This is a genomic window from Clostridia bacterium (assembly GCA_034926675.1).
Lineage (GTDB): Bacteria > Bacillota > DTU025 > DTU025 > DTU025 > JAYFQW01.
Window position 1 is genome coordinate 16,911 of sequence record JAYFQW010000014.1, and the last position, 25,058, is coordinate 41,968.

General features: G+C 60.3%; 19 protein-coding genes. 18 read left to right on the top strand and 1 reads right to left on the bottom strand.

What is annotated here, in order from left to right:
* Window positions 1-81 precede the first annotated feature (81 nt).
* The 18 genes from VB144_05205 (at window position 82) to ssnA (ending at window position 24,160) form a co-directional block, all read left to right on the top strand.
* Window positions 82-711, top strand: coding sequence for a sigma-70 family RNA polymerase sigma factor (locus VB144_05205; GenBank protein MEA4883053.1), 630 nt, complete (start codon window positions 82-84; stop codon window positions 709-711).
* A 29-nt stretch (window positions 712-740) separates the two neighbouring features.
* Window positions 741-3,134 carry a WYL domain-containing protein gene (locus VB144_05210; protein MEA4883054.1) on the top strand — a complete coding sequence of 798 codons (2,394 nt, stop codon included), beginning with the start codon at window positions 741-743 and terminating at the stop codon, window positions 3,132-3,134.
* A 168-nt stretch (window positions 3,135-3,302) separates the two neighbouring features.
* Entirely contained in the window at window positions 3,303-4,463 is a 1,161-nt protein-coding gene (locus tag VB144_05215; protein ID MEA4883055.1) for a metallophosphoesterase, read from the top strand.
* The gene (locus VB144_05220) at window positions 4,444-6,693 is read left to right on the top strand and encodes a hypothetical protein (protein MEA4883056.1); all 2,250 of its coding nucleotides are present in this window, start codon (window positions 4,444-4,446) and stop codon (window positions 6,691-6,693) included. Before VB144_05215 ends, VB144_05220 begins: the two co-directional genes overlap by 20 nt.
* 78 nt (window positions 6,694-6,771) lie before the next feature.
* Window positions 6,772-8,019: a threonine synthase gene (gene thrC, locus VB144_05225; protein MEA4883057.1), complete on the top strand. Its 1,248-nt coding sequence runs from the start codon at window positions 6,772-6,774 to the stop codon at window positions 8,017-8,019.
* 81 nt (window positions 8,020-8,100) lie between these two features.
* Entirely contained in the window at window positions 8,101-9,498 is a 1,398-nt protein-coding gene (gene hydA, locus VB144_05230; GenBank protein MEA4883058.1) for a dihydropyrimidinase, read from the top strand.
* A gap of 26 nt (window positions 9,499-9,524) precedes the next feature.
* On the top strand, window positions 9,525-10,730 hold the full coding sequence (locus VB144_05235) for a YgeY family selenium metabolism-linked hydrolase (GenBank protein ID MEA4883059.1): 1,206 nt from the start codon (window positions 9,525-9,527) through the stop codon (window positions 10,728-10,730).
* 30 nt (window positions 10,731-10,760) lie between these two features.
* Complete coding sequence (locus tag VB144_05240; GenBank protein MEA4883060.1) at window positions 10,761-11,279, top strand: (2Fe-2S)-binding protein; 519 nt, start codon at window positions 10,761-10,763, stop codon at window positions 11,277-11,279.
* A complete protein-coding gene (locus VB144_05245) occupies window positions 11,276-12,010 on the top strand; it encodes a nucleotidyltransferase family protein (protein MEA4883061.1) in 735 nt (244 codons plus the stop codon). Before VB144_05240 ends, VB144_05245 begins: the two co-directional genes overlap by 4 nt.
* 11 nt (window positions 12,011-12,021) lie before the next feature.
* Window positions 12,022-12,861, top strand: a complete 840-nt coding sequence (locus VB144_05250; protein ID MEA4883062.1) for an XdhC/CoxI family protein — start codon at window positions 12,022-12,024, stop codon at window positions 12,859-12,861.
* Window positions 12,830-14,209 (top strand): NAD(P)-dependent oxidoreductase, encoded by a 1,380-nt coding sequence (locus VB144_05255; protein ID MEA4883063.1) that lies wholly within the window; start codon window positions 12,830-12,832, stop codon window positions 14,207-14,209. The genes VB144_05250 and VB144_05255 overlap by 32 nt, the downstream gene beginning before the upstream one ends.
* Before the next feature lie 69 nt (window positions 14,210-14,278).
* Window positions 14,279-15,490: an NAD-dependent dihydropyrimidine dehydrogenase subunit PreA gene (preA, locus tag VB144_05260; GenBank protein ID MEA4883064.1), complete on the top strand. Its 1,212-nt coding sequence runs from the start codon at window positions 14,279-14,281 to the stop codon at window positions 15,488-15,490.
* 58 nt (window positions 15,491-15,548) lie between these two features.
* Window positions 15,549-16,832: an FAD binding domain-containing protein gene (locus VB144_05265; protein ID MEA4883065.1), complete on the top strand. Its 1,284-nt coding sequence runs from the start codon at window positions 15,549-15,551 to the stop codon at window positions 16,830-16,832.
* Window positions 16,833-16,842: 10 nt separating this feature from the next.
* Window positions 16,843-19,125, top strand: coding sequence for a molybdopterin cofactor-binding domain-containing protein (locus tag VB144_05270; protein MEA4883066.1), 2,283 nt, complete (start codon window positions 16,843-16,845; stop codon window positions 19,123-19,125).
* Between the two features lie 4 nt (window positions 19,126-19,129).
* On the top strand, window positions 19,130-21,478 hold the full coding sequence (locus tag VB144_05275) for a xanthine dehydrogenase family protein molybdopterin-binding subunit (protein MEA4883067.1): 2,349 nt from the start codon (window positions 19,130-19,132) through the stop codon (window positions 21,476-21,478).
* Window positions 21,475-22,344 (top strand): xanthine dehydrogenase family protein subunit M, encoded by an 870-nt coding sequence (locus VB144_05280; protein MEA4883068.1) that lies wholly within the window; start codon window positions 21,475-21,477, stop codon window positions 22,342-22,344. Before VB144_05275 ends, VB144_05280 begins: the two co-directional genes overlap by 4 nt.
* Window positions 22,341-22,826 (top strand): (2Fe-2S)-binding protein, encoded by a 486-nt coding sequence (locus VB144_05285; protein MEA4883069.1) that lies wholly within the window; start codon window positions 22,341-22,343, stop codon window positions 22,824-22,826. The genes VB144_05280 and VB144_05285 overlap by 4 nt, the downstream gene beginning before the upstream one ends.
* Window positions 22,823-24,160, top strand: coding sequence for a putative aminohydrolase SsnA (gene ssnA / locus VB144_05290; protein ID MEA4883070.1), 1,338 nt, complete (start codon window positions 22,823-22,825; stop codon window positions 24,158-24,160). Before VB144_05285 ends, ssnA begins: the two co-directional genes overlap by 4 nt.
* Window positions 24,161-24,319: 159 nt before the next feature.
* Here the strand turns inward: ssnA and VB144_05295 are convergent, their stop codons facing one another.
* Window positions 24,320-24,499, bottom strand: coding sequence for a hypothetical protein (locus VB144_05295; GenBank protein MEA4883071.1), 180 nt, complete (start codon window positions 24,497-24,499; stop codon window positions 24,320-24,322).
* Window positions 24,500-25,058: the final 559 nt, after the last annotated feature.

Genomic DNA, 25,058 nt, shown 5'->3' on the forward strand with positions numbered 1-25,058 from the left:
TATTGGCGCCGGCCCGGGATGCTATCATGGCCTAGGTGTGAGAATCGGGGCCTAAGCATAATCGGGGGGTGCGCGCTCGTGATGGATATTGGGGCAACTTGCGATGGCGAACTGATCCGCATCGTTCAGGCCACCGGGTCAGGTGACGCGTTCGAGCGGCTTCTTTCCAACTACTCCGGAGCGCTCTATAGGTGGACGGCGCCCTACAGGGGTTATGTCCACGACCGAGAAGAGCTGATGCAGGAGGCGCGGCTCGGGTTCCTTGCGGCTGTGCGTGGGTATGATCCGACTAAGTCCAGCTTCTACTCTTTCGCACAGCTCTGTGTTGTACGAAGGCTGATGAGTGCGGCCAGATCGAGTGTACGCATGAAGGCCGCGGTTCGTGGATTCACAATCCCCCTTCGCTACGGGGCTGACGGACAGGATGACAACAGAGATCCCATAGAGACGATCGCTGACACGACGGCGATCGATCCGGCCGAGTCCGTGGAGCGGCTTGAGGAGTGCCGAAGAATCTGGTCAGTAGCGAAGACAGCGCTTACCCCGCTTGAACTCGAAGCCATGTCGTGGATCGCCAATGGCCTATCGTATCGCGAGGCCGCTGCTGCAATCGGCGTCACCGCCAAGGGGGTTGACAACGCTGTTGCAAGGGCGCGAAGGAAACTCCGCGAACTCCTTTCATTGGAACTCAAGAGGGATGGGATTGCCTGACGTAGAATCTAGTCCCTGGGTGATGGTGGATGGGAGTAGCGCGCGATGCTCGTATTGGCGCAATTGTCGACAAACTGCGGTCGGCAGGCGGGAAAATCGACTTGGAGCAGGCTGCTTCGGAACACGGCGTCTGCTGCCGTACTATCGCACGTGATATCGCAAGGCTGCGGACGATGGGGTACGATATTGAGATCCGCGATGGGGTGATGCATTCCCGCGGTGGGCTTATGCCGCAGCTGCCGTCCTCTGTGATAGCAATGAGGCGCATGGCGGTCCTCGCATACCTTGTGGCCGGGCCTGCTGCGTTCACGGAGATTGTGGACCGTCTCTCCGATCCCATCCGGGGCTTTTCTGCGGATGAGCGGACAGTAAGGCGAGACATGGACTACCTCTGCACGCAGGGCTTTGTGGAAGAGTGCGACAGTCGTGAAGAATCAGGATACCGTCTGAGCGGGGCCTTCATGCCCCGTTTTTCGCTCACTTGTGATGAACTACTGTCGGTGCTCCATGCAGTGGAGGCAGCTCCGGAGGCGGTGGCGGAACCCGCTGCTGTGAGGTCAATCCGAGAGAAACTCTTAGCGGCAGTGGCGCCATCAGCGAGCCTTGCAAGGCTCGCCTGCCGCAGGCGGTACATGAAAGGCAGGACGGGGCGATTTGACCCTGAGATTCAGAACCTCGTCGACATGCTCGAGGTGGCCTCGCTCGAAGAGAGAGTGGTCAGGATCACATATCGTTCGCGCGACGTTCGGGGCAGGGCGCCTAACGGAGAGTCCTGCGATAGCGGCGGATCCAGCGGAGTAAGGGACGTTGAACCACTAGGGCTTGTGTACTACTGGTTCCACGATGCCTGGTACCTCGTGGCTCAGTGCCGCCGTGCTGGAGAGATCCGTCATTTCCGCCTGGACCGCATCACCGGAGTGGTGGTGACCAACTCGCACTTCCAGTACCCCGACTCCTTCGATTTGGCGTCGCATGTGTCAGGGATGTGGGGAGTGTTCTCGGGGAAGTCCACCCGCGTAAGGGTTCGGTTCTTCAACGAGATGAACGTGTTCGCGCGGCTTCAGGCTGAGGCAGGCGATAGACCATCGTGCCTTCTCACGCCCTGCGATGACGGCACAACAGAGCTTTCGGATACGGTGGCGGGTCTCTCAGAGTTCCGGACGTGGCTACGGTCGTTCGGCTCTTCTGCACAGGTGATCGAGCCGAAGGAGTTGGCTCAAGAACTGGTGGACAGCGCCATCGTGATGCGACGCATCTATGCAGCCTCCCCATGCGATCCAGGCGAGGGCTCGCGCCGCCCTCCGATTGCGCCATCGTCGCTGTCGCCTTCGCCCCCCGCTGTTTCGGCTACTGCTGGAGCTTCCGCTGCTCTGAGAGTCCCTTCGCGTGCGGAGATGACCGAGGCGATGTACTTGAGGTTGATTCAGATAGTCAACAGGCTTCGCTCCACACCAGAAGGCATGACAGTCACTGAACTGGCGGATGAGTGTGGGGCCACTCCGGAGATGGTGGCAGCAGATCTTGAACTGCTTCTATCCCACGGCCGCGTTCCACTGGCGTGCAGTGCTGACGATCCAGATACTGGCTGCGATGGGGAGCAGAAACCTGAAGACGAGATCTGGATGCTGTCATCGTCGGACTTCTCCTTTCCCATCACCTCGCTCAGCCGCCACGAAACCAGCACCATCCTCCGAATTCTGGATCGCCTTCCCGCGGGCGCGGACGTGGCGGGTGCGCGTGACAAGGTGGAGGCTGGTCTCACAGCGGTTCATTCATCGGACGAAGTCATGCGCGCTATCGGGCGACGGGTGGTCAAAGCGGGGCGAATCATGTATGGTCCGGGGCAGGAGGAACAGAAAGTGGATGCTCTGGGCAAGTACGTGGCCGGAAACGCTGCGATAAGAGTTGAATACGTGGGCGCGTCTGGAGCGCAGTCTGAAAGAGACACTTGCGCAGTTGCCTTGGTGTACGACTGGCGAACCTGTGCGTGGTACCTCTACGGCTTCAGTGGTTCCGAGCAGTTCAGGCATTTCAAGGTGTCGAGAATCCGTAACTGCCGGCTGTCGTCGATTCGTATCGCCCCCCCGTCTGACGATGACGTTGATGCGCACGTTAAGAGCTGTTGGGGAGTGGAATGCTCATCGGAACCGGTGGATGTGGCAGTGCGTTTCTCGAACGACTTCAACGTAATAAGCCGCATGCGGTCCGACACTGCCGACAGGGCATCAGCCACGTACTTGGAACTTCCTGACGGCTCAGTAATATACCGCGACACCATGCCAGGATGCAACGAGTTCCGAGCCTGGCTTGCTACGTTCGGTGAATCAGCCGAGGCGCTGGCCCCGGGCGAGCTTAGGGCCAGTATGGCTGCTGGAGTGGAGAGGGTGCTCGCCAGGTACGGCATCGATATCGCTGGCGTCTGAGGGAGGAATCAGCCGTCAAAGGTAGAATATCGCAGTAGTAGGGCGATGGGCGGCATTGATGGCCGCTCATCGTGCGTTATTCGGCAATATCGTCGAATATCGCCAATGGACGAAGCAAATCGGGACGGAACGAGAGACTCGCTCGCCGCCTGGAATGGGGGGAATGGCTTGGATCCCATCAGGCTTCTGCATACTGCCGATTTGCATCTGGATCATGTTCTCACCGACTACGGGCGCTCTGCGCGCGCTGTGCGCCGGGCCGATCTCATCGCGACCTTCAACTTCCTGGTGGATGAGGCCATTCGCTCTGATGTGAAGGTATTGCTCGTGGCAGGAGACCTAATATGCGCGGCGTCCGCCGCGGAGTCTACTGTACGGACTGTTAGAGAGGGGTTCGCGCGACTTGGACGGGCCTTGGTGCAGGTGGCGGTGGCGCCCGGTGAATCGGAAGAGCACGGAGACCTCGCGCTCCTGCGCGAAGCGTGCCGACCGGACAATGTGCATCTATTCATGGGTGAGGAATGGTCCAGGTTCTCCCCAATACAGGGGGTTACAATCTGGGGATTGCGCACTGCCAACAGAAACTCAGATATCCCTGTGCTCAGGAGCCTGATAGTGGAGGAATCTGGGCGGCACATTGGACTGATGCATGCCACCTACGCCGACACTCCCGGAGAGCCCATATCATCGATCACCCGTGATGACCTGGCTGCTGCCGGTCTTGACTACCTGGCGCTCGGGCATCACCACAACAGGCTCAACTGCTCTGTAGGACGTGCGCAGTGCTGGTACCCAGGCTCGCCTGCGCACATCGGCTACGAAACCAGGGGAGAAAGGCATTGCCTCATCGTCACCATGCGTGACGATGGTGTCCGGGTGAGTCCATTGAAGGTTCCGAGCAGGGCGCAGAGAGTGGTTCACATGGATGTGACCGGCAAGACCCCTGACCAGATGCGCAAAAGGCTGGAGGAACTTGCGGACCCGGACCTATGCTTGAATCTGGAACTGCAGGGCCGACTTGAGTTTGAGCAGACCGCTTGCCTCGCGTGCCTTGAAGCCGAGTTCGCCCCCAGGTTCCTTGACCTGAATGTGAACGATGACACTGTGCCGTCCCGATCCGCCAGGCCGTCTGATTCTGTACAAGGTGATGATCTTGAACAGGCACTCATACGAAGGGCTGCCGGAGTGCTACGGCGCGCCTCGGTGGCCGGACACGACAGGGCTGGGGGGGAGTCTGCTCCCATCGGAGGACGAGTCCTGTCGCGTGGCCTGAAGCTTTGCCTTCGCGCTTTGAGGGAGGCGCCTGCCAGTGAGAATCGAGAGACTTAAGGTATCTGAACGACGCAGGGGATCAACACACGATATCGAGCTGGCGCCTGATCTCACCATCATCGGATCGGACGATCCAGGGTTTTGCGATGCTCTGACGAATGCAGTGTCGGCCCTGGGCGATAGCGGATCGGCTGAGGTTGTCGCGCTTGACCCTGAGGATCTCGACTGTGCGACTGCTGGGAATGCCCGGGGAGTGTGCATCGGAAGCGTTGCCCTATCCCAGGTGCTGCCTGAGGAAGGTCCCAGGCTGGAATCTGCCTTCAGATGCCTGCGGGGAATGGCGAATGAGGGTGGATCGGCGACACGGGAGGCTCTAGATGAATCGGTCGAAGAGGTCTTCCGTGCCAGGGCGCGCAGGTCGAAGCTGGAGTCCAGGCTATCCTGGATTGTGGAGCGGGCAGCATTTCTGGATTCTCGGATCTCAGCCATTGATTCCATTCTGAGGGCATCGGCAGAGAGAATGGAGATCGATGGCTACATCGCACGGCTGAAAGCTGAGCGTGATGACTTGCAGATTCGCCTTGGAGAGGCAAGGTCCGCCAGAAAGGCGGCTGCTGAGGCTGCTTGGAGACTAGCAGGCCTGCCAGGCGCCGGCGCAGGGTTTGACGGTGCGAGCGCAAACGAGGTGCAATCACTCGACAGCACGTTGAAAGACCTTGAGCAGCAAGCGGTGAGAGCAGAGGCGGAGCAGTCCACCATCTCCAGCCGATTCGTGCGTCTTCGCGGGGAGCTGTCGTCGATCGAACGAAGCCTGGCCCGAGCTGCCGACGATAGACTCGAACGAGAGGTGCGCTCTCTTTCCGCCGTATGTGAGGAAAAGGAGAAGGGACTGGCGCGCATATCGGAGGATCTCGAGCGAATGAGGAGGATCCCATCGCGAATCACCATTTCCCGCTGGCTTTCCGTTGGCGGATCCGGCGTAGCCTTCGTATCGCTGATAGGCCTCCTCGCGTGTGGGACCAAGATGACGTTCCTCCGTTCGTTCCCCGGCGTGCCTGCTCTCCTGATCTCCCTGGCCTTGGGCATCCTCGCAGCAGGATACGGCCTGGCAGAGGCGATGGAGCTGGATTCCCGCGGTTGCGCTCAGGCTCGTCTGCAAACTGAGAGGGAGACCCTAGAGCGGCAACTTGCGTGGAATCGCCAGCAGTTGTCGGCGGCGCTCGGCGGAAAGAGCCTCGAAGACCACATGGCGATCGCCGAGAACAGGCGATTCCTCGAGGCCGGGCGCGATATCCTCATGGGGGAACTCGAGGAGACCGGTGCGCAGCTGGCGCAGGTGCGGAACGAAGCGGACTTGATCAGGATGAGGACTTGCCGTGTTAAGGAACGGACCTGGGAACTCGTTCGGGCAGCTGGATTCGGATCCGTGCAGAAGTTCATCGAGGGATACCAGCGGTTTGCTCGAGAGGATGCCCAGTATCGGCAGGCTGCACGACGACTTGAGGAGGCATTGGCAGGACGGACTGAGGCAGGCGCCGAGCGAGAGGCGGAGTTATCTATCGAAGAGATCGCCGTGTCGGAGGCTGCTCGCGACTCATTGGCGGATCCCAAGAACGAGGGCAGGTCCCGAGAGCTCTCCGAGGAGTATGCGCTCAAGATGGCTGAGGTGGAGGAGCTCGGGAGGGAGGCCGCAGCCGATCAGGCTGAGCTGTCTATGATACGTGCTGAGCTTGAATCCACCGACCTATGGGAGCTGGCGTCGGCTGCGGCTGAGATGGCAAGTAACGACGCGAGGAGACATGCGGACATGCCTGCCATGGCAATGGCCGAACTGCTCCTTGGAGAGCTCATAGAGGAGCGGGCGAAGTGCGGCGGGGCTGAGGTGGCGAAGCAGACGGCGGCGCTTGTAGAACTGCTGACCGGAGCGCAGGACCCGCACGTGACTTGGGAGATAGCATGTCCCGTCGGAGACGCGAGTGAAAGGCATGAGGTCGTGTTCTCTCTAGACGCTGGCCCAGGAGAGGAGCGGAACGCACACATGCCCCAGAGGCGCCCAGAGGAGGCTCTCGCCTTTGCGCTGGCCGTGCGTGGGCGCGGGTGTAATGGCCAGGTTCCGCTTGCGTTGATATTCACACCCCACTCACATGAGTATGCTGGGTTGCTATTGGCTCTGACACGTTTGGCCAGCGTCAGGCAGGTGATATGGCTCGCTGGCGTTCTCCCCTGCCAGGCTGCGACAGGCGGACTTGGCCCGGATTCATATGGCGCCACAGTGCGCGTTCTATGACTATTCGCAGGAAATCGGCGTCAGGTGTTGAACTTAACATGAAAGCTTTACCATCACTGGTTTCGGGGAGGGTGGTCAGTGAAGTACGTCAACGGCTACACATGCGTATCGTGTGGCGCTTCCTATTGTGCACTTCCGCTTTCCTACACCTGCCCTGCCTGCGGCGGCATTCTGGACGTCGGATACTCTTATGAATCAATCAACGGCGATTCGCTTCGGGATTCACTGCGCGCAAGTGCTGATCGCTCCATATGGAGGTATGAGGATCTACTTCCGGTTGATCCCGGAGGGCCCAGGCCTGGGCTGCGCGTGGGCGGAACTCCCCTATACCATAGCGCGCGCCTTGGAGCTGAACTGGGAATGGATATGGTCTTGGTGAAGGATGATGGGCTCAACCCGACTGCTTCGCTCAAGGACCGAGCTTCCGCAGTAGCGGTGGCCAAGGCGCTTGAGGCTCACGCCTCCACTATCAGCTGCTCATCAACGGGAAACGCCGCATCCTCCTGCGCCGGCTGCGCAGCTTCGATTGGCTTGCGGGCAGTGATATTTGTCCCGGAACGAGCGCCGTCTGGAAAGCTCGCTCAGCTTCTGATTTTCGGGGCGGTGGTAGTGAAGGTGAAGGGCGACTACCGTGACGCCTTCAATCTATCAGCGGAGGCGATCCGAACCTACGGATGGTACAACCGGAACGCCGCCATCAATCCATACATGGTGGAAGGCAAGAAGACGGTGTCCTACGAGATCTGTGAGGATCTGGGATTCGAGGTTCCGGATTGGGTCGTGGTGTCGGTGGGAGACGGATGCACAATTGCAGGAGTATGGAAAGGCTTCCGAGAATTCTACGCTATCGGTGCAATTTCACGTACGCCGCGAATTCTCGGGGTTCAATCGGAAGGGTCCAATCCGATAAGCACTTCGTTTCGAACTGGTCTTCCTCTGCAGCCCGGGCGGGAGGACACTCTTGCAGATTCAATCGCTGTCGGCGTTCCTCGAAACCCCGTTAAGGCTCTCCGGGCGATAAGAGAGTCTGGTGGAACCATGATCGACGTTTCTGATGATGAGATACTCGCAGCCATGCGGGTGCTGGGGAGAACTACCGGCGTATATGGTGAGCCGGCCGGAGCGGCAGGGCTCGCCGGGCTCATGAGAGCAGTTCGGACCGGGGTTGTGGGCAGGTCGGAGCGAGTGTGCGTAATTGTGACTGGCAACGGGCTTAAGGACATATCCTCCGGCGCCCGCGCGACGGGTGAGCCGATCAGCATCCCTCCAGATATGCGGGTCCTCGAGGGAGAACTCTCAAGGGTCGCGCCGGCTCTTCTGCCATAGGCGCGGCCGAGCACCATATTCACAAGACTACAACGGGTTTCGCCCAGAGGCAGCGGCGAACCGCTTTCCGAGGTGTGGCGCATGCCTGATCTTGTTATCTGCGGAGGAAGTGTAGTCTCATCTGAATCGACTATTGCGGCAGACGTGTACGTGCACGCTGGGCGGGTAGTGGACGTGATGCCTGTTGATGGCGCACCCCGCGCGCGGGCTGACATGCCATCTGGGGTGTGGGCATCGGTGGATGCCTCGGGGATGCTCGTGCTGCCGGGCATCATCGATCCCCACGTCCACTTCGGCCTCAGATCAAGAGGGTCCATTACTGCGGATGACTTCAGTTCTGGAACTGAGGCAGCGGCCGCAGGCGGAGTGACGACCGTAATCGACTACGCAGACCATGCCGCCGGCAAGCGCCTGCGGGATTGCGCAATGGCACGGCTCGATGAAGCGGCGGCGCTTGCTAGTGTTGACTTCTCAGTGCACCAGAATGTGGTGAGGCTCGAGCCGGATACCCTCGAGCAGCTGTGTGAACTGTCCGGCCTGGGAATCGCCAGTGTGAAAGTGTTCACTACCTACAAGGACGCCGGGTACATGCTGGATGGCAAGTCCCTTGCAGGCATTCTCGCCGCATCACGGGAAAGCGGCATTCTGGTTACCGTGCATGCGGAAAGCGATCCCGTGATCGAGGACGCCGGCCGTGGCCTGATTGCGCAGGGAGATACGTCTGTTCACGCACACGCCAGGTCTCGGCCTGCCGAGGCAGAAGCAGCTGCGATCGGTGCGGTCATCGAGGCCGCCGCGTCTGTCGCTGGTCGAGTCTATTTCGTGCACGTCTCGACCGGCGTAGGGATCCAGAGGATCATCGCTGCAAGAGAACGCGGCCTTGAAGTGCACGCCGAAACCTGCCCGCATTACCTGCTTCTCGATGAGAGCGCCTACGGACGGGAGGACGCGGCGCTTTACATAATGAGCCCGCCGCTGAGGCGAGGGCAGGATCGCGCGATGCTCTGGGAGGCTATGAGGGCGGGCCGGATCGATACGATTTCCACTGATCACTGCGCCTTTACCCCGGGGCAGAAGGCCCTGGGCACAAGCTGTTTTGACACGCTGCCCGGCATCCCCGGAGTTCAGACACTCCTTCCTTTGATCTACACATACGGGGTGCGCGCAGGGCGGCTCAATATCACCGACATGGTGAGAATGATGTGCGAAAACCCCGCCCGGCTCTTCGGGCTGTGGGGGCGGAAGGGGAGCATATCGCCTGGCTTTGACGCGGATTTCGTCATTCTCGACCCCTCAGGTGGATCCACGCTCTCTGGAGATGAGCTGATTTCGAAGTCGGGATACACGCCTTACGAGGGCATCGAGGTAAGTGGAGAGATTCGACAGGTGTACCTTCGAGGCGAGATCGTTTTCGAGCGTGGGAGGTTCTGTGGACGCTCTGGGGGCGGACGATACGTGCCTGCTTGGCAGGGACGATGACGGCGCAGGAGAAGGAGGCATTCTACTTGGCACGTGCGATTCAGGATGTTATGAGGCTCGCAATGGAGTACGAGCCGAAGATAGTCCAGTTTCTGCGGGATCTGATCCGGATACCGTCCACCTCAGGGTGCGAGGGTGCGGCCATGAGGCGGATAGTCGAAGAAATGCAGGCTGTGGGCCTGCCAGATGTGGAGATAGATGAGATCGGCAATGTGGTGGGGCGGATTGGCGATGGAGATCTCAAAGTGCTGTACGATTCGCATATCGACACGGTGGGAATCGGCGACATAAGCGCCTGGCCCCATGACCCGTTTGAGGGCAAGTTGGAGAATGGGATCGTGTACGGGAGGGGGGCCTCGGATAACAAGGCAGCCATCGCGTGCATGGTGTATGCCGCCAGGATAATGATGGACCTTGATTTAGGCAGCGGCGCCACCCTATACGTTGTGGGAGTGCCTCAGGAAGAGGACTGCGATGGCTGGGCCATCGGGGAGATGATCTCCAGGGAGTTCATACGGCCCGATCTTGTGGTTCTGGGCGAGTGCACGAATCTGGGAGTGAATCGCGGCCATAGGGGCAGGTGCGAGGTTGCGGTTGCGACCAGGGGCGTATCCTGCCACGCGAGCGCGCCGGAGCGGGGAGAGAACGCCATCTACAAGATGATTCCAACGATCAAGGGAGTGCAGGCGCTTGAATCGAAGACTAAAGACGACCCGTTCCTCGGCCGCGGCAGCATTGCGGTTACCCGAATCGAGAGTGTGAGCGGGTCGCTGAACGCACTGCCCGACCTGTGCAAGGTGTACATCGACAGGCGCATGACCATAGGCGAGACAGCCGGTTCCACCATCGAGGACGTGAGAAAGCACTCCGACCCGTGTGCAGAGGTTTCGCTCCTCCGCTACACCGAGAAAAGCTGGACCGGATATCAGGCGGATGTGCCGAAGGACTATCCTACCTGGGTGCTTCAGCCGGATCACCCTGCGGTGCTCGCAGGAGTGGAGGCTGCAAGGCAGGTGCTTGGGAGGGATCCCGTGGTCAGCAAGTGGGTGTTCTCCACCGACGGCGTGTCGATCACTGGCAAGCACGGCATCCCCACCATAGGATTTGGCCCCGGTGAGGAGAAATACGCTCACACCGTGAACGATCAGGTGCCTGTGGACCATCTGGCAGCGGCGACCGGGTTCTACGCGGTCTTCCCGGACGTGGCCGCTGCGATCATGGCGAAGCGCTGATGGGGGGCAGTGTGCGTGGAAGCAACTCGCATTAGGATCACGGTGAACGGAAACGAGTTCACGAGGACCGTATCCACATCCACTACGCTTCTGGATTTCCTCAGGGAGGAGCTGAACCTGACTGGCACAAAGGAGGGGTGCGGCAAGGGCGAGTGCGGGGCATGCACTGTCCTGCTGGACGGAACCCCAGTCGATTCCTGCCTGGTGTTTGCCTTCCAGTGCCACGGCAGGTCAGTCACCACTATTGAGGGATTGGCGCGCGAGGGGCAACTCCACCCGGTGCAGGATGCCTTTGTGCGCCATGGGGCAGTGCAGTGTGGATTCTGCACCCCGGGCATGGTCATGTCGGCAGTTGCTCTGCTGGATTCGGTTCCAGATCCATCAGAAGCAGAGATAAGGCAGGCGATGTCTGGAAACCTGTGCCGGTGCACAGGATACAAGGCCATAATCGAGGCCATCCAGGATGCAGCACAACAGAAAGCCAGTGGCAGAGGACGTCGCTTTGAGCAGGGTATGGATACGACGGAGAGGCCTTGGGAACAGCGATGACTGGATCTGACGTCGAGGATGTCGCAAGGTCTGTTGGCGGACCCTTCGTGTCGGCGATACTGCTCGCCGCAGGCGCCTCCAGCAGGATGGGCACTGCCAAACAGCTTCTGATGTGGGAGCGTGTCCCGATGGTGAGCCATGTCGCCTCCGTATGCGCCAACTCCCGCTGCGCCGAGGTGATAGTAGTGGTCGGGTGCCGCGCGGATGAAGTGCGCGAGGCGGTCTTGGCGCGATGCGAGCAGTCGGGGCCTTCGGGCGCGCGATTCCGAGGAAAGCCTGTCACAGTAGTGACCAACGAGGGATGGGAGAGGGGGATGGCAAGCTCGGTGGCCTGCGGGGCAGCCTCAGCGGATCCCAGGGCAGATGCGTTCGCAATAGCCCTATCCGACCATCCTGCGGTGGAATCGAGCGTTATTGATGCCATCATCCTTGCATTTGCGAGATTCGAACTGAACCAGCAGGGAAGGGCAGTAGTCGTTCCGACGCACAACGGCAGGCGCGGCCACCCCATTCTGCTTGGGGCTGCTCTCAGAGATGAGCTCATTGCGCTCCCTGGGAAACCGGGGGAGGTTCGGGGGAAGGGCCGGACTCTTTCGGATATCGTGGGGGAGAACCTGGATGTGCTGCGCGGGTTGGTGGAGGTGTCGTCTCCAGGCGTGAGAGTCGACCTCGACACCGTGGAAGAGTACGAGGCAGCGTGCGAGGATAGAGGTTTCACTCAGAGGAGGTAGGGGACGGCAGTATGCTTGAGCTTCTTAGAGAGACGGTCCGGACCATGGAATCTGGGACTCCTGCTGTCCTGGTGACGGTGATAGGCACTGGAGGGCCTTCTCCGGGAAAGGAGGGGGCGAAGATGCTTGTCCGGGCAGATGGGAGCACTGCGGGCACAGTTGGAGGCGGCGCGCTGGAGGCCAGGGCCATTCAGGCGGCCATTCAGGCCATGTCATGCAGACACAGCCGCAGGCTCACTCTTGGCCAAGAAGAGGGTGGTCTTGCGAGCCTCGGGATGGCGTGCGGCGGTCATATCGACCTGCTCTTGGAGTATATGTCGTCAGGGCCCGAGGTGCACGTTTTCGGGGCGGGCCACGTGGGGCTGGCCGTCGGGGAGCTTGCGAAGTTTGCAGGTTTCAGAGTGAGGCTGATCGACGATAGACAGGAGTTCGCATCGAGGACCTTGGCGCCCTGGGCGGACGAGGTTCGGGTGCAGAGTTTCCCCGAGGCCGCGGCGGCGACGCCCGGAGGTGTGGATTCCTACGTGGTAATCGTGACCCGCGGGCATGAATGGGACACCGAGGTTCTGTACCACATCCTGAGGGCGGAGGAGCCTCCGTTCTACGTGGGCATGATCGGGAGCAGGCAGAAGGTTGAAAGCTGCTGCACGAGTTTGCGAAGCAGAGGGGTGAGCGAAAACTCCATTGCCCTGCTTCATGCTCCGATTGGCCTCCATATCGGCGGGAATGCGCCCAAGGAGATTGCGGTGAGCATCGTTGCAGAGATGATAGCTGCCAGATACGGATTGGACTCGAAATGCAGCAATGGAGGTGCTACTGGTGGCGACTCGACAACAATCGGAAACCATTAGCATGGCAGAGCGGGTGTCGAGCATGGCTGAGGTGAAGAGGGGCCTGAAGCCGCACCAAGCCCTGGCTGAGGCGGCAAGGTGTCTCTTTTGCCACGATGCGCCATGTGTTAAGGGCTGCCCCGTGGGAATCGATATCCCCGGCTTCATCCGACGGATAGCTCAGCGGAATACCATCGGCGCCGCCAGGCTGATACGGCAGTCGAATCCACTCGGTTCGATATGTGCAAGGGTCTGTCCGGCGGAGTCGCTCTGCGAGAAGTCGTGCACGAGCTCTGGCATTGCCCAACCGATCGCCATTGCAGATCTCCAAAGATATGCAACAGATCAGGAACTGGCAAGGGGAATACCTCCGATGAAGTGCGCTGCCTCCACCGGCAGAAACGTCGCGGTGGTCGGGGCTGGTCCTGCCGGACTCACATGTGCGGTGTCCCTGGCTTCCCAGGGCGAATCGGTCACGGTGTTCGATCGCTGGGCGGAGCCTGGGGGAACGATGCGATATGGTATTCCAGCTTATCGCCTGCCCCGAGAGATCCTGGCGGCGGAATCGGTTTGGGTCCTGTCTACAGGCGTCAAGTTCGTTCCGAGTACCGAGATCGGAAGGGACATCAGCTTCGATGAACTGGTGTCTGGCTACGATGCGGTGTTCATCTGCGCCGGGCTGGGGCAACCGGAGAACCCGCGGCTGCCAGGCGATGACGTGGCAGGAGTGGCATCAGCATACAGCTTCCTTCGATTTGCGTCTGACCCTGGGAGTCGGGCGGGGATGAGATCAACCGACATTCCCGACCCCCTCGGACGGGTAGTGGTGCTGGGCGGAGGAAATGTGGCGGTTGACGCCGCATGTGTAGCCGCGAGGCTCGGAGCGGATTCCGTTACCATCGCATACAGGCGCTCTGAGGCGGAGATGCCGGCCTGGCCAGGAGAGGTCGAGTTCGCTCGCGAGGAGGGGGTGGAGTTCAGATTCCTGCTCTCTCCATCGGAGGTTCTGGGATCGGAGGGGAAGGTGGTCGGAGTCAAGATGGCCCGGATGAGGCTCCTGGCTGCTGATGGTTCCAGCCGACCGAAACCGGCGCCCACCGGTGAGCCTGACGAGCTCCTCGGCGCGGATACTGTCGTGTTGGCGTTTGGGCAGGGGCCCAACGAGGCGGTGTTCAGAGGGATGCCCGGTCTTGTTCGCGGTGACTCGGGGATGATCCGGATTGACCCATTTACAGGCGCTACATCGGTTCCAGGGGTTTTCGCCGGAGGCGACGCTGCAAATGGCGGCACGACGGTGGTTCGTGCGGTGCGCGAGGGGCTGGCGGCTGCGGCCGGGATACGTGGCTATCTCGATTCCCGGGTGAGTTAGCATAGTGGGGCCTCGCAGCGCCGCGCGCGGCGGCGCGTCCTGCGCCAGAATATTCATGGAGGGATTTCTATGGGTGCTGATCTGTCCATACAATTCGCAGGGGTCCAATTCGAGAACCCATTCACTCTGGCAGCATCGCCGTGTTCCGACAACGCTGAGATGGTTGCGCGCGCGTTCGACGCCGGATGGGGCGGGGCAATTCTGAAAACCACATCCGTCGAGGAAGAAGTGGTTGAGCTCGCATACCCGATGATGGCGGGCCTTGATTACGACGACAAGCGAGTGATAGGGCTTCAGAACATCGACCTCATCTCAGAACGGCACATCGACCAGGTGGAGCGGGATGTGCGTGCGCTCAAGAAGGAGTACCCGCACAAGGTAGTCGCTGCTAGCATCATGGGCTCGAAGAAAGAGCACTGGCAGGAGCTCGTGAGGAGGCTCGAGGCCGCTGGCGTCGACTTGATCGAGTGCAGTTTCTCGTGCCCCCATGGGATGCCAGAGCGGGGCATGGGTTCCACGATAGGTCAGGACGCCCAACTCACCGAGCGCACTGCGAGATGGGTGAAAGAAGCATCCTCCAGAGTGCCCATTGTGATCAAGGTGACTCCCCTTGTGGCAGACATCACTGCGATCGCCCGCGCTGTCAAGCGGTCCGGGGCAGATGGGGTGTGCGCCATAAACACGGTGAAGTGCCTCATCGGAGTGGATTTGGACAGCCTCGTTCCCTACCCGAACGTTGGCGGCAAGTCGACCTACGGAGGGTATTCTGGCCCAGCCGTGAAACCCATCGCCCTTAGGTGCGTTGCTGAGATCGCGAAGGCTATTGACATCCCCGTAGCGGCTACTGGAGGAATCTGCACATGGCGCGATGCAGCGGAGTTCCTCCTCTTGGGTGCGCGAAACCTTCAGATCTGCACGGCAGTCATGAAGAATGGTTTCCGGATAATCGAGGACCTCGTCGACGGGCTGTCAGTGTATCTGGAAGAGAAAGGCATGTCCTCCGTGGAGGAACTCGTGGGCAAGTCACTCCCTAATATCGTTGAGCACTCCCGCCTCTCCCGGGCATATAAGCCAGTTTCCGTGATCAACCTCGAAACTTGCGTAAAGTGCGACGTCTGCTACATAGCCTGCCTCGATGGCGGGCATCAGGCCATAAGCCTTGATGAGAAGAGACTTCCCCATGTTGACGAAGAGAAGTGCGTGGGATGTGGGATGTGCGCTTCGGTCTGCCCGGTATGGGACTGCGTCAGGCTGGATCAGAGGCAGGAGGCAGGCATCTAGCGCTCGGCGGACAGGGGACAGCGGGCGCGGAAAGCCTGATGCGGGAGGTGGGCGCGGTATGGTGGAACCTTTCGTTGCTGTGAGGGCCAGGTCCGCCCGGGATGCGGTGGGGCTTCTAGGGGCCAATCTCGGCGCCAGCGTGATCGCGGGCGGCACTGACCTGGTTGTGAAGATGAAAGACGGCAGAGCCCGACCGAAGGTGCTGGTTAGCATCGATGCCGCGGAAGATCTGTCGGGCATTGAGGACCTGGGCGACGAAGTATGGATCGGCGCAGGGTGCACCCATGCTCAGATCTCATCGTCTGAGGTAGTGAAGGGCAGGGCGCATCTTCTTGCGGCAGCCTCGATATCCGTGGGCTCTCCCCAGATACGAAACAGGGGGACAATCGGTGGGAACATCGGCACCGGATCTCCTGCCGGAGACGCCATTCCCGCTCTGATGGCGATGAATGGACGAGTGGTGGCAGAGAGCAAGCGCGGCAGGCGCGAGTTTTCTGCGGAGGATTTCTTCCTAGGCCCGGGCAGAACCGGACTGGAGCCTGACGAACTGATCCTTGGTGTGCGTGTACTCGCGGATCGCCCCGGCGACATTGCTGCCTTCCGCAAACTTGGCCAGAGGCGGGCAATGTCAATATCCATTGCGAGTGTGGCTGTCCACGGCCACCTTCAGGGAGGGGCGCTCACCGATGTAAGGGTTGCTCTTGGCTCTGTTGCTCCCACTGTAGTGCGGGCACGGGCCCTTGAAGCGGCTCTTGAAGGAAAGGAAGTCACCGCCGAGTCTCTCGCAGACGCGTGCGCGCTTGCGAGAGAGGCGGCGTCGCCAATAGCTGACATCCGTGGAACTCGGGAGTACAGGCTGGCGATGGTGGAAGCCCTCACATACCAGGCGCTCTACAGGGCGATATGGCCGGAACTTGTGGATGATGCGAAGGCCAAGTGGGCCGCAGAGCAGGGGCTTTCGGCGAGGGGCTGCTGTGGAGCGAAGGAAGGGCGAGGGCAGGCCACGATGGACGCGGCAACAGGCGCGGCAACAGGTGCGGTCGCAGGCGCGGTCGCAGGTGCGGATGTGGACGCGGCAACAGGCGCCTGCGAAGGAGCTCAGCCAGGCTCGATCAGAGTGAAGGTTGCCCTGTTTGGGGAGCTTTCGAGGCTGGCGCCTGGCGGACGAACCACTGTTCAGCTCCATGCAGGCGCGAGGCTTGCGGATCTGTACGGTCTGCTCCTAGTGGAAGACAATAGCTACGTGGTGGCATTGGTGAACCAGAAACGGCAGTTCGATGACGCAATTCTGGCCGACGGGGATGAAGTGCAGCTGATGCATCCTGTGGGCGGCGGAGCATAAGGGGGGCGCCATGCACGACTTCAAGTGGGTCGGAAAACCTGTAACGAGGGTCGATGCCCGGGACAAGGTTACCGGCGCCCAGAAGTACATGGGCGACCTCAAGTTCCCAGGCATGTTGTATGGGCGCGTGTTGAGGTCGAAATACGCCCACGCACTGATCAAGGCGATCGATGCATCGAGGGCGGAGGCGGCGCCCGGTGTTGTTAGGGTGCTTACCTGGCGAGACGTGCCGGGGCTGAATGCATACGGAATCGCGGTGCCCGACCAGCCAGTGCTGTGCCACGAGAAGGTTAGGTACACCGGCGATGCGGTGGCCCTGATCATCGCGGAAACGCCCGAGGATGCAGAGTCGGCGCTTCCGCTAGTGAGCGTCGACTATGAGCCGCTGCCAGTGGTGGACGACCCCGAGGCTGCGATGGATCCAGACGCTCCTAAGGTGCATGCCTCAGGCAATATTCACCTTCACACGTTTGTGGCTAATGGCGACGTGGAGGAGGGCTTCCGCGACGCGGACGTGATCGTGGAGGCGGTGTATCACACGCCTAGGCAGATGCATGCCTTTATGGAACCAGAGCAGGGTGTAGGCGCGCCAAACCCAGACGGAACCATCACTGTGTACTGTGGGGCACAGCACCCTTACAGGGATCAGATGCAGATTTCCCGATCCCTCGCCATCAAGCCTTCCCTCATAAGAGTGGTCGCCAATCCAACTGGAGGAGCGTTCGGCGGCAAGGATGAGATCACTCTTCAGATCCTGTTGGCCCTGGGCGCGCTCAAGACCGGGCGTCCTGTGAAGATAGTGCTCTCACGGGAGGAATCGGTGCTTGCCGGCTGGAAGCGCCACCCGATGAAGGTGTACATGAAGACCGGCGCGAAGAGCGACGGCGCCCTCGTTGCGCACAAGGTGAGGATAGTGTCGGACAAAGGCGCCTACGCGTCTCTAGGCGGGCCTGTGACAAACCTTGCTCTTGAGCATTCAGTCGGCGTGTATCGTATCCCCAATGTGTCACTCGACGCCACGGCAGTATACACCAACAATGGGATATGCGGAGCCTTCCGCGGTTTCGGCGCGCCACAGGTCGTCTTCGCAATGGAGACACAGCTAGACGCCATTGCAGAGAAAACTGGGATCGGGCGCATGGAGATTCGGATGAAGAACGCGCTCAGGGGAGGAGAGAGATCGCCCCTAGGATATACGATGGTCAAGGCGGTCGGGACCACCCATACCTTGGAAGCTGCGGACAAGTGCGACATATGGGTCAAGCGCAAAGAGCTGAAGACGCAGGCGTCGGCGCCCTGGCGGAAGCGGGGCATCGGGATCGCCACTGAGATGCAGGGAACCGGGCTTGGGGTTGGCTTGCCAGATTATGGTGCAGCCCTTATCAGGCTCACACCGGATGGTAGGTATGTGGTGTCTCTCTCCTGCCCTGAGATCGGCCAGGGAAACTCCACGACTTACGCTCAGATGGCGGCGGAATGTTTGGAGTGCAACGTAGACGATGTGTCGGTGATAACTGGCGACACGGCCCTCAGCCCGGACTCCGGGAGTTGCACCGCATCGAGATCTGTGTACACCGGGGGCAATGCGATATTCCGCGCCTCGGCGCAGATGCGGGATAAGCTCATAATGGAAGCCGCCCGGATTCTTGGTGCAGAGCCGGCGAATGTGGCGCTGGAGGATGGGCGCTGCAGCAGGCAGGATGGGGACGGATGCGTGAGCGTGGCCCAGATTGCAGACGCGGTGTCGGCTGAAGATCGGGTGATCTCGGCAGATGGCGCTTTTATATGGCCGGAAGCGGACAAGTCGATTCCGGGGGCGGTCGGGCTTCCGCATATCATCAACTCGTACGTAACCCACGTCGCCCTAGTCGAAGTGGATGAGATGACTGGCGAAACTGAGGTTCTTAAGGTATTCGCGGCCATCGACGCCGGCAGGGTGGTCAATCCCCAGGGGCTTGCAGGGCAGTCGGAGGGCGGAGTAGTGATGGGGATGGGATTCGCTATTATGGAGGATACAATCATCAAAGACGGGATTGTGAAAACCCCCAACTTGTCAACCTACATAGTCCCCACGAGTATGGATGCACCTGAAATCGAGACTGTTGCCGTGGAAGTGCTGGAGCCGACAGGCCCATTCGGCGCGAAAGGCATTGGCGAGGCGGTGATGGTGCCGGTAATCCCAGCTATCACGCTGGCAATAAGGGATGCAGTTGGCGCCAGGATGGAAGTAACGCCTGCCACTGCGGAGCGGGTGTACGTCAAAGTACGCGAAACATATCGCAACCGGGGGTGAAGCCTTGAATATCAGCGCATCTCCCAGCTGGTGTCCGGTATCGACAAACGCTCCCCGGGTTGACGCGAGGGACAAGGTGACTGGCAAGGCGCTGTTCGGAGCGGACATGGCCTTCGACGGGATGCTCTTCGGGCAGGTCGTAAGGTCGAAGTACGCACACGCGAGGCTTTCGCGGATCGATTCATCTCAGGCACTCGCCGTGCCCGGTGTTGCAGCGGTCCTAACCGCCGCCGATGTTCCCGCATCGAAGGCATTCGGTGTGGTAGTGCCGCACCAGCCAGTCTTCGCGTTCGACAGGGTCCGGTACTTGGGCGACGGAATTGCGATGGTGATTGCGGATTCTTGGGAGGCGGCGAGGGCAGCGGCAGTGCTGGTGGATGTGGAGTATGCAGAGCTTCCGGCGCTGTTCTCTACCGAGGAGGCGCTCGCTCCGGAAGCGCCGGAGATACACAGTGAGTACCCAGGCAACATCTGCGTCCATCATGTGGTGAGGAAGGGAGACGTGGATCAGGGATTTGCAGAGGCCGACGTGGTGCTGGAGCGCGACTACGCTACCCAGCTGATAGAGCACGCCTATATAGAGCCCGAGGCTGCAGTCGCGGTCCCGGGGCCTTCAGGCGGAGTGTTGGTCTACGGATCGATCCAGAATCCATTCTCCTGCCGCCGCGCTGTTGCGGGAATCCTGGGTCTCCCATTGGCTAAGGTGAGGATAGTCCAGCTGAACATGGGCGGATCCTTCGGCGGGAAGGACGAGGTCATGTCGGCCATGGCTGCACGGGCTGCTCTGGGGGCTCTTCTGACCGGACGCCCCGTGAAACTCGTAAACACCAGGGAGGAATCACTGGTGGAGTCGTACAAGCGCCACCCATACAGGCTCCACTACAAGGTTGGCGCCATGCGCGATGGAAGGCTGGTTGCTATCGAGGCGCGCATGGTTGCTGATGCCGGAGCGTATGCATCTCAGACTCCATTCGTTACGTGGCGTTCGACTGTCCAGGCCACGGGGCCGTATGTTGTTCCCAATGTGCGCACCGATGTATTCGGGGTGTTCACGAACAACACCTATACAGGCGCTATGAGGGGATTCGGCTCTCCGCAGGCGATATTCGCTCAGGAATCCCTCATGGACGAGCTTGCGGGTGAACTGGGCATCGATCCGCTGGACATCCGAATGACAAACGGCTTTGAACAGGGTTCGGTGACCGCCACTGGGCAGGTGCTCGAAGAACACACTGTATCCCTCAAGGAAGTGATTCGCCGGGCAACCGAGGCCTCTGGATATGCTGAGAAGCGAAAGAGGCTGCCGCTTCAGAACCAGGCGAAGGCGGTGAAGCGCGGCATAGGCTTTGCTTGCAGTTTCCGGGGATGCGCGCTCGGCGCTGAAGGCGTGGACGCCGCCGGCGCCATCGTGTCGGTCCAGACAGATGGGAGCGTCTTGGTCTTCTCCGGGCTTGCCGAGAATGGGCAGGGCCTCAAGACTATATTCTCGCAGATCGCTGCGACGGAGCTGGGGGTCACACTAGACCGCGTGATCTTCATGGAGACTGACACGTCTACAGTGCCGGACTCCGGGCCGACGGTTGCCTCCAGAAGCACTATCATGGGTGGCAACGCTGTGCGAATTGCGGCGCGCAAGGCAGGAGACGTTCTTATGGAGCAGGCCGCAAAGAAGCTTGGGCGCTCCAGGAGCGAGCTTGTCGCCGAGGCAAACTCGATCTTCGCGGCGGCCGAGCGGGAGATGGCTGGGTCGCCCCGCATGGGCTTCGACGATGCGGTCAAGCTGGCCTGGAACGCGGGAGAGCTCATGGCGCAGTTCGGATGGTTCGGCGCGCCCCACGTGGACTGGCACGAGGATACAGGGCAGGGCAGGGCCTATTTCACATATGTATATGCCTGCCAAGTGGCTGAGGTTGCAGTTGACACCGATACCGGGCAGGTGATCGTGGAGCATATCACCGCTGCGCACGATGTGGGTCGCGCGATCAACCCGCAATCGGTGGAGGGGCAGATATTCGGGGGCGTGGCCATGGGAACCGGGTATGGACTTTTGGAAGAGGTGGAGCTGGAGAACGGCAGGACGAAGACCCAGAACTTCGACGAGTACCTCATTCCCACTGCCGTGGATGTGCCCTGCGTGACCCCGATCATCGTGGAGAACCCAGATTCCTACGGCCCGTATGGCGCAAAGACTATCGGTGAGCCAACGTGCGAGCTTGGCGCAGCGGCCATAGCCAACGCCATCGCCAATGCGTGCGGAAGAAGGGTGCGGGAGCTTCCTATGGATATGGAGAGAGTGCTTCTCGGGCGCGCCCTCAGGCCGACCCGCGGACGGAGGGGGAGTGAGAGAAAGTGACTCAATTCAGCCTCTATCGACCATCGAGCCTCGATGATGCCCTGTCCTTCCTGTCCTCCCATCCTCGTGAAGTGAAGCCGATTGCAGGTGGAACTGATCTTCTAGTCGCTGCAAGGCAGGAGGCGCCCAACTGGACATGGGCCCTTGACCTGTCAGGACTGGGAGAGATCCGCGGGATCCGAAGGGACGGCATGAGTGTGTGCATAGGTGCGGGCACGACCCATGCGGAGATCTCAGAATCCACGTTGATCGCGGAGACTGCCCCTTTTCTAGCATCGGCGGTTAGGACTATCGGATCCGCACAGATCAGGAACAGGGCCACTATAGGCGGGAACATCATGAATGCATCACCTGCCGCTGATTCCATTCCGCCCCTTGTCGCCCTCGATGCGGTGGCTGCCATAGGATCGGTGCGAGGTGTGCGCACGGTCGAACTCGGTGAGTTGATCACTGGACCATACTCGACAGCCGTAGCCTTCGATGAACTGCTGCTAGATGTGAGATTCAGGCCAATCCCCCCCGGCGCACGCAGCGAGTTTATCAAGCTCGGGCGCAGACGAGCAATGGCCATATCGAGGCTTTCGGTGGCGGCGATGCTTGCAGTGGATGACAATGGCCTCATCATGGATGCCAGAGTGTCTGCCGGCGCCGCATTTCCCACGCCATGCAGGATCAGAGAGGCAGAGGCTGTGCTTGGGGGAAGGCAGTACCGGCCGGAACTTGCTGCCGAGGCAGGCAAAGCGGCTGGCGATGCCATGGTGCGAGCTAGCGGCATCAGATGGTCAACAGACTACAAGCTGCCAGTGCTCGGCGCCCTTGTTGCCAGAGCCATCAGGCGGTGCGCGGGAGAGGAGTCGTGGGAATGAGCGGAACGGAGTACTTGGGCGTGAAGATGACTGTCAACAGAAGGCCGGTAGCTGTTGATGTGACTGGGGATGAGAGGCTCCTCGACACTCTACGCACTCGTCTTCGCCTAACGGGAGCAAAAGAAGGGTGCGGGGTGGGCGAGTGTGGCGCATGCACGGTCATCCTTAACGGAAGGGCAGTCAACTCGTGCCTGGTGCTCACGGCTCAGTGTGATGGGGCGGAGATTGAGACAGTTGAAGGGCTCGCCAATGGAGATGCGCTACACCCTCTTCAGGACGCCTTCATACAGCACGGGGCGGTGCAATGCGGTTTCTGCACTCCTGGGATGCTCATGACAGCCAAGGCCTTGCTTGACCGGAAACCAGACCCCTCCCGCGATGAGATCAGGGAAGCTATTGCAGGAAACCTGTGCAGGTGCACGGGATACGAGCAGATAATCAGGGCCATAGAGTCGGTCGCGAAAGGAGGCGGGCGCCAGTGAAGCCGAACCTGCTCCTTGGGAATGGAGTCGTGCTCACCTGTGAGGAAAGCCCTCAGGTATTCGAGGACGGAGCTGTCGCAGTGGCCGGGGAGTTCATTGCAGATGTCGGACCAACGGCGGCGCTCAAAGAGAAGTATCCCGACGCTCAGTTTGAGGATGTTGGCGGGAGGCTGATCATGCCAGGCATGACCTGCGCCCACATGCATCTATACAGCACTTTTGCTCGGGGCATGGCGCTCGATGGGGCGCCAGCTCGCACATTCGGTCAGATCCTGGAGAGGTTATGGTGGAGGCTGGACAGAGCCCTCACCGAAGAGGATGTGCGCATGAGCGCGATGATGCCGCTCATATGGTGCGTGCGGAATGGAACCACCACCATACTTGATCACCACTCAGGCCCGAATGCCATCCCGGGATCACTAGACGTGATTGCCGATGCAGTCACTGAGGTGGGAATCAGAGCTTCGCTTGCGTACGAAGTATCCGATAGGGACGGAGAGAGGGTTGCAGCGGAGGCCATAGCGGAGAATGCGCGGTTTATCGAGAGATGTAAGCGGCATCGCTCTCCTCTCCTCCGTTCCATGTTCGGCCTTCATGCATCATTCACACTGTCAGATGAGACCCTTCGTAAGTGCGTGGAATCGCCCGGCGCTATCGATGCCGGGTTCCACATACATACAGCAGAAGGTATCGAGGATCTGATCAACAGCATCAGGCAACATGGCAGACCGGTGGTGAAACGCCTGGATGACTTCGGGATCTGGAGCGACCGATCGCTCGCAGTTCATTGTGTACACGTGAATCCTGAGGAGATCGAGGTTCTGAAGTCGAGGGATGTGAGTGTCGTTCATAACCCCGAGTCGAACATGGGAAATGCGGTTGGCGCCGCGCCGGTGCTGGAGATGATGCGGAACGGAGTAAGAGTCGGCCTCGGAACCGACGGGTACGCCACCGACATGTTCGAGAGCATCAAGGTCGGCAACTGCTTGCACAAGCATAATGAGGCCAATCCGCAGGCAGCATGGTCGGAGATGCCTGCCATGGCCTTCAGCAATAACAGCAGGATCCTAGCCAAGTACTGGGATGCGCCGATTGGGGTCCTGCGTGCCGGGGCATACGCCGACATTATCACAGTGAACTACTGGGCGCCAACGCCGGTCACAGCTGGCAATTGGTACAGCCACGTGCTGTTCGGGGTCTCTGGAGGCATGGTGGACAGCACTATGGTTGGCGGAAGATTCCTGATGCACAAAGGGGCATTGCTTACGGTGGACGAACAGCGTATGGCGAAGCGCTCGAGGGAGCTTGCTGCTGATCTGTGGAAGAGAGTGTAGCCTCGTAGGGACTCGCGCTCTGTGCGAGGGCGTGAGCAGGCTAATGGTGTGACTACTAGAGGGGCGGCTGAGAGGCCGCCTCTTTCTTTCCCGCATTCCCGCCTCCAGTATCCATCATGTCCCATATTCAGCACCCTTGAGCATCGAACTTTTGAGTTTTCAGAGGTCTCGCACTTCGCGCTCCTTGAGATCGCCCACCGAAGCTATCACCCTGTAGACGGTCTTGGTGGGAAGAGGTTCGTCCTTCTTTGGCCTGCCAGGTCTGGACCTTCTGACAACCACCTCTTCGGCCTGTACGTCCCCCGAAATCGCGTAGAGGGCGTTGCGATTCTCACTCATGACTCTCTCGAGAGCCGAGAGCGCCCAGAATACTGGCGCTTCGGCCCCCAGACCGCCAGCATTGTTGGCGCCCCAGCAGGCATGGAGAGACACGTTTGGCCAGGGTCGGGTAGTCAGCGTGGCGCGCTGCTGTAGCCGCGCGCCACATATATGGCCCCCGGCTGCGCGCCCGCGCCGCCTGACGAGGTGCGACCAACGCGATCGAGCCCTGGAGCGATACTGTCGACGAATCCGGCAGTGAGACGAGCTCAGTGTCGATGAAACCAGCATTGAGACGCCCGCAATGTCGATGAAACCAGCATTGAGACGCCCGCAATGTCGATGAAACCAGCATTGAGACCCTCCAGACGCGCGTTCCGGCGAGATTGGCGACACTGCGCGCGAGAGGGCGGGATCATGGCATAATGTGGCGCGGCTAACTTGCAGCTAGACGTGTTTTCGGAAATCGCCCGCGCGCGTCATGGGATCTGCGCGAACCTCGACCGCGGGAGTCGGACCGTCAATGCCACTCAAATGGACACTGACCTCGTGGTCAATGTCCATTTGAGTGGCATTGAGC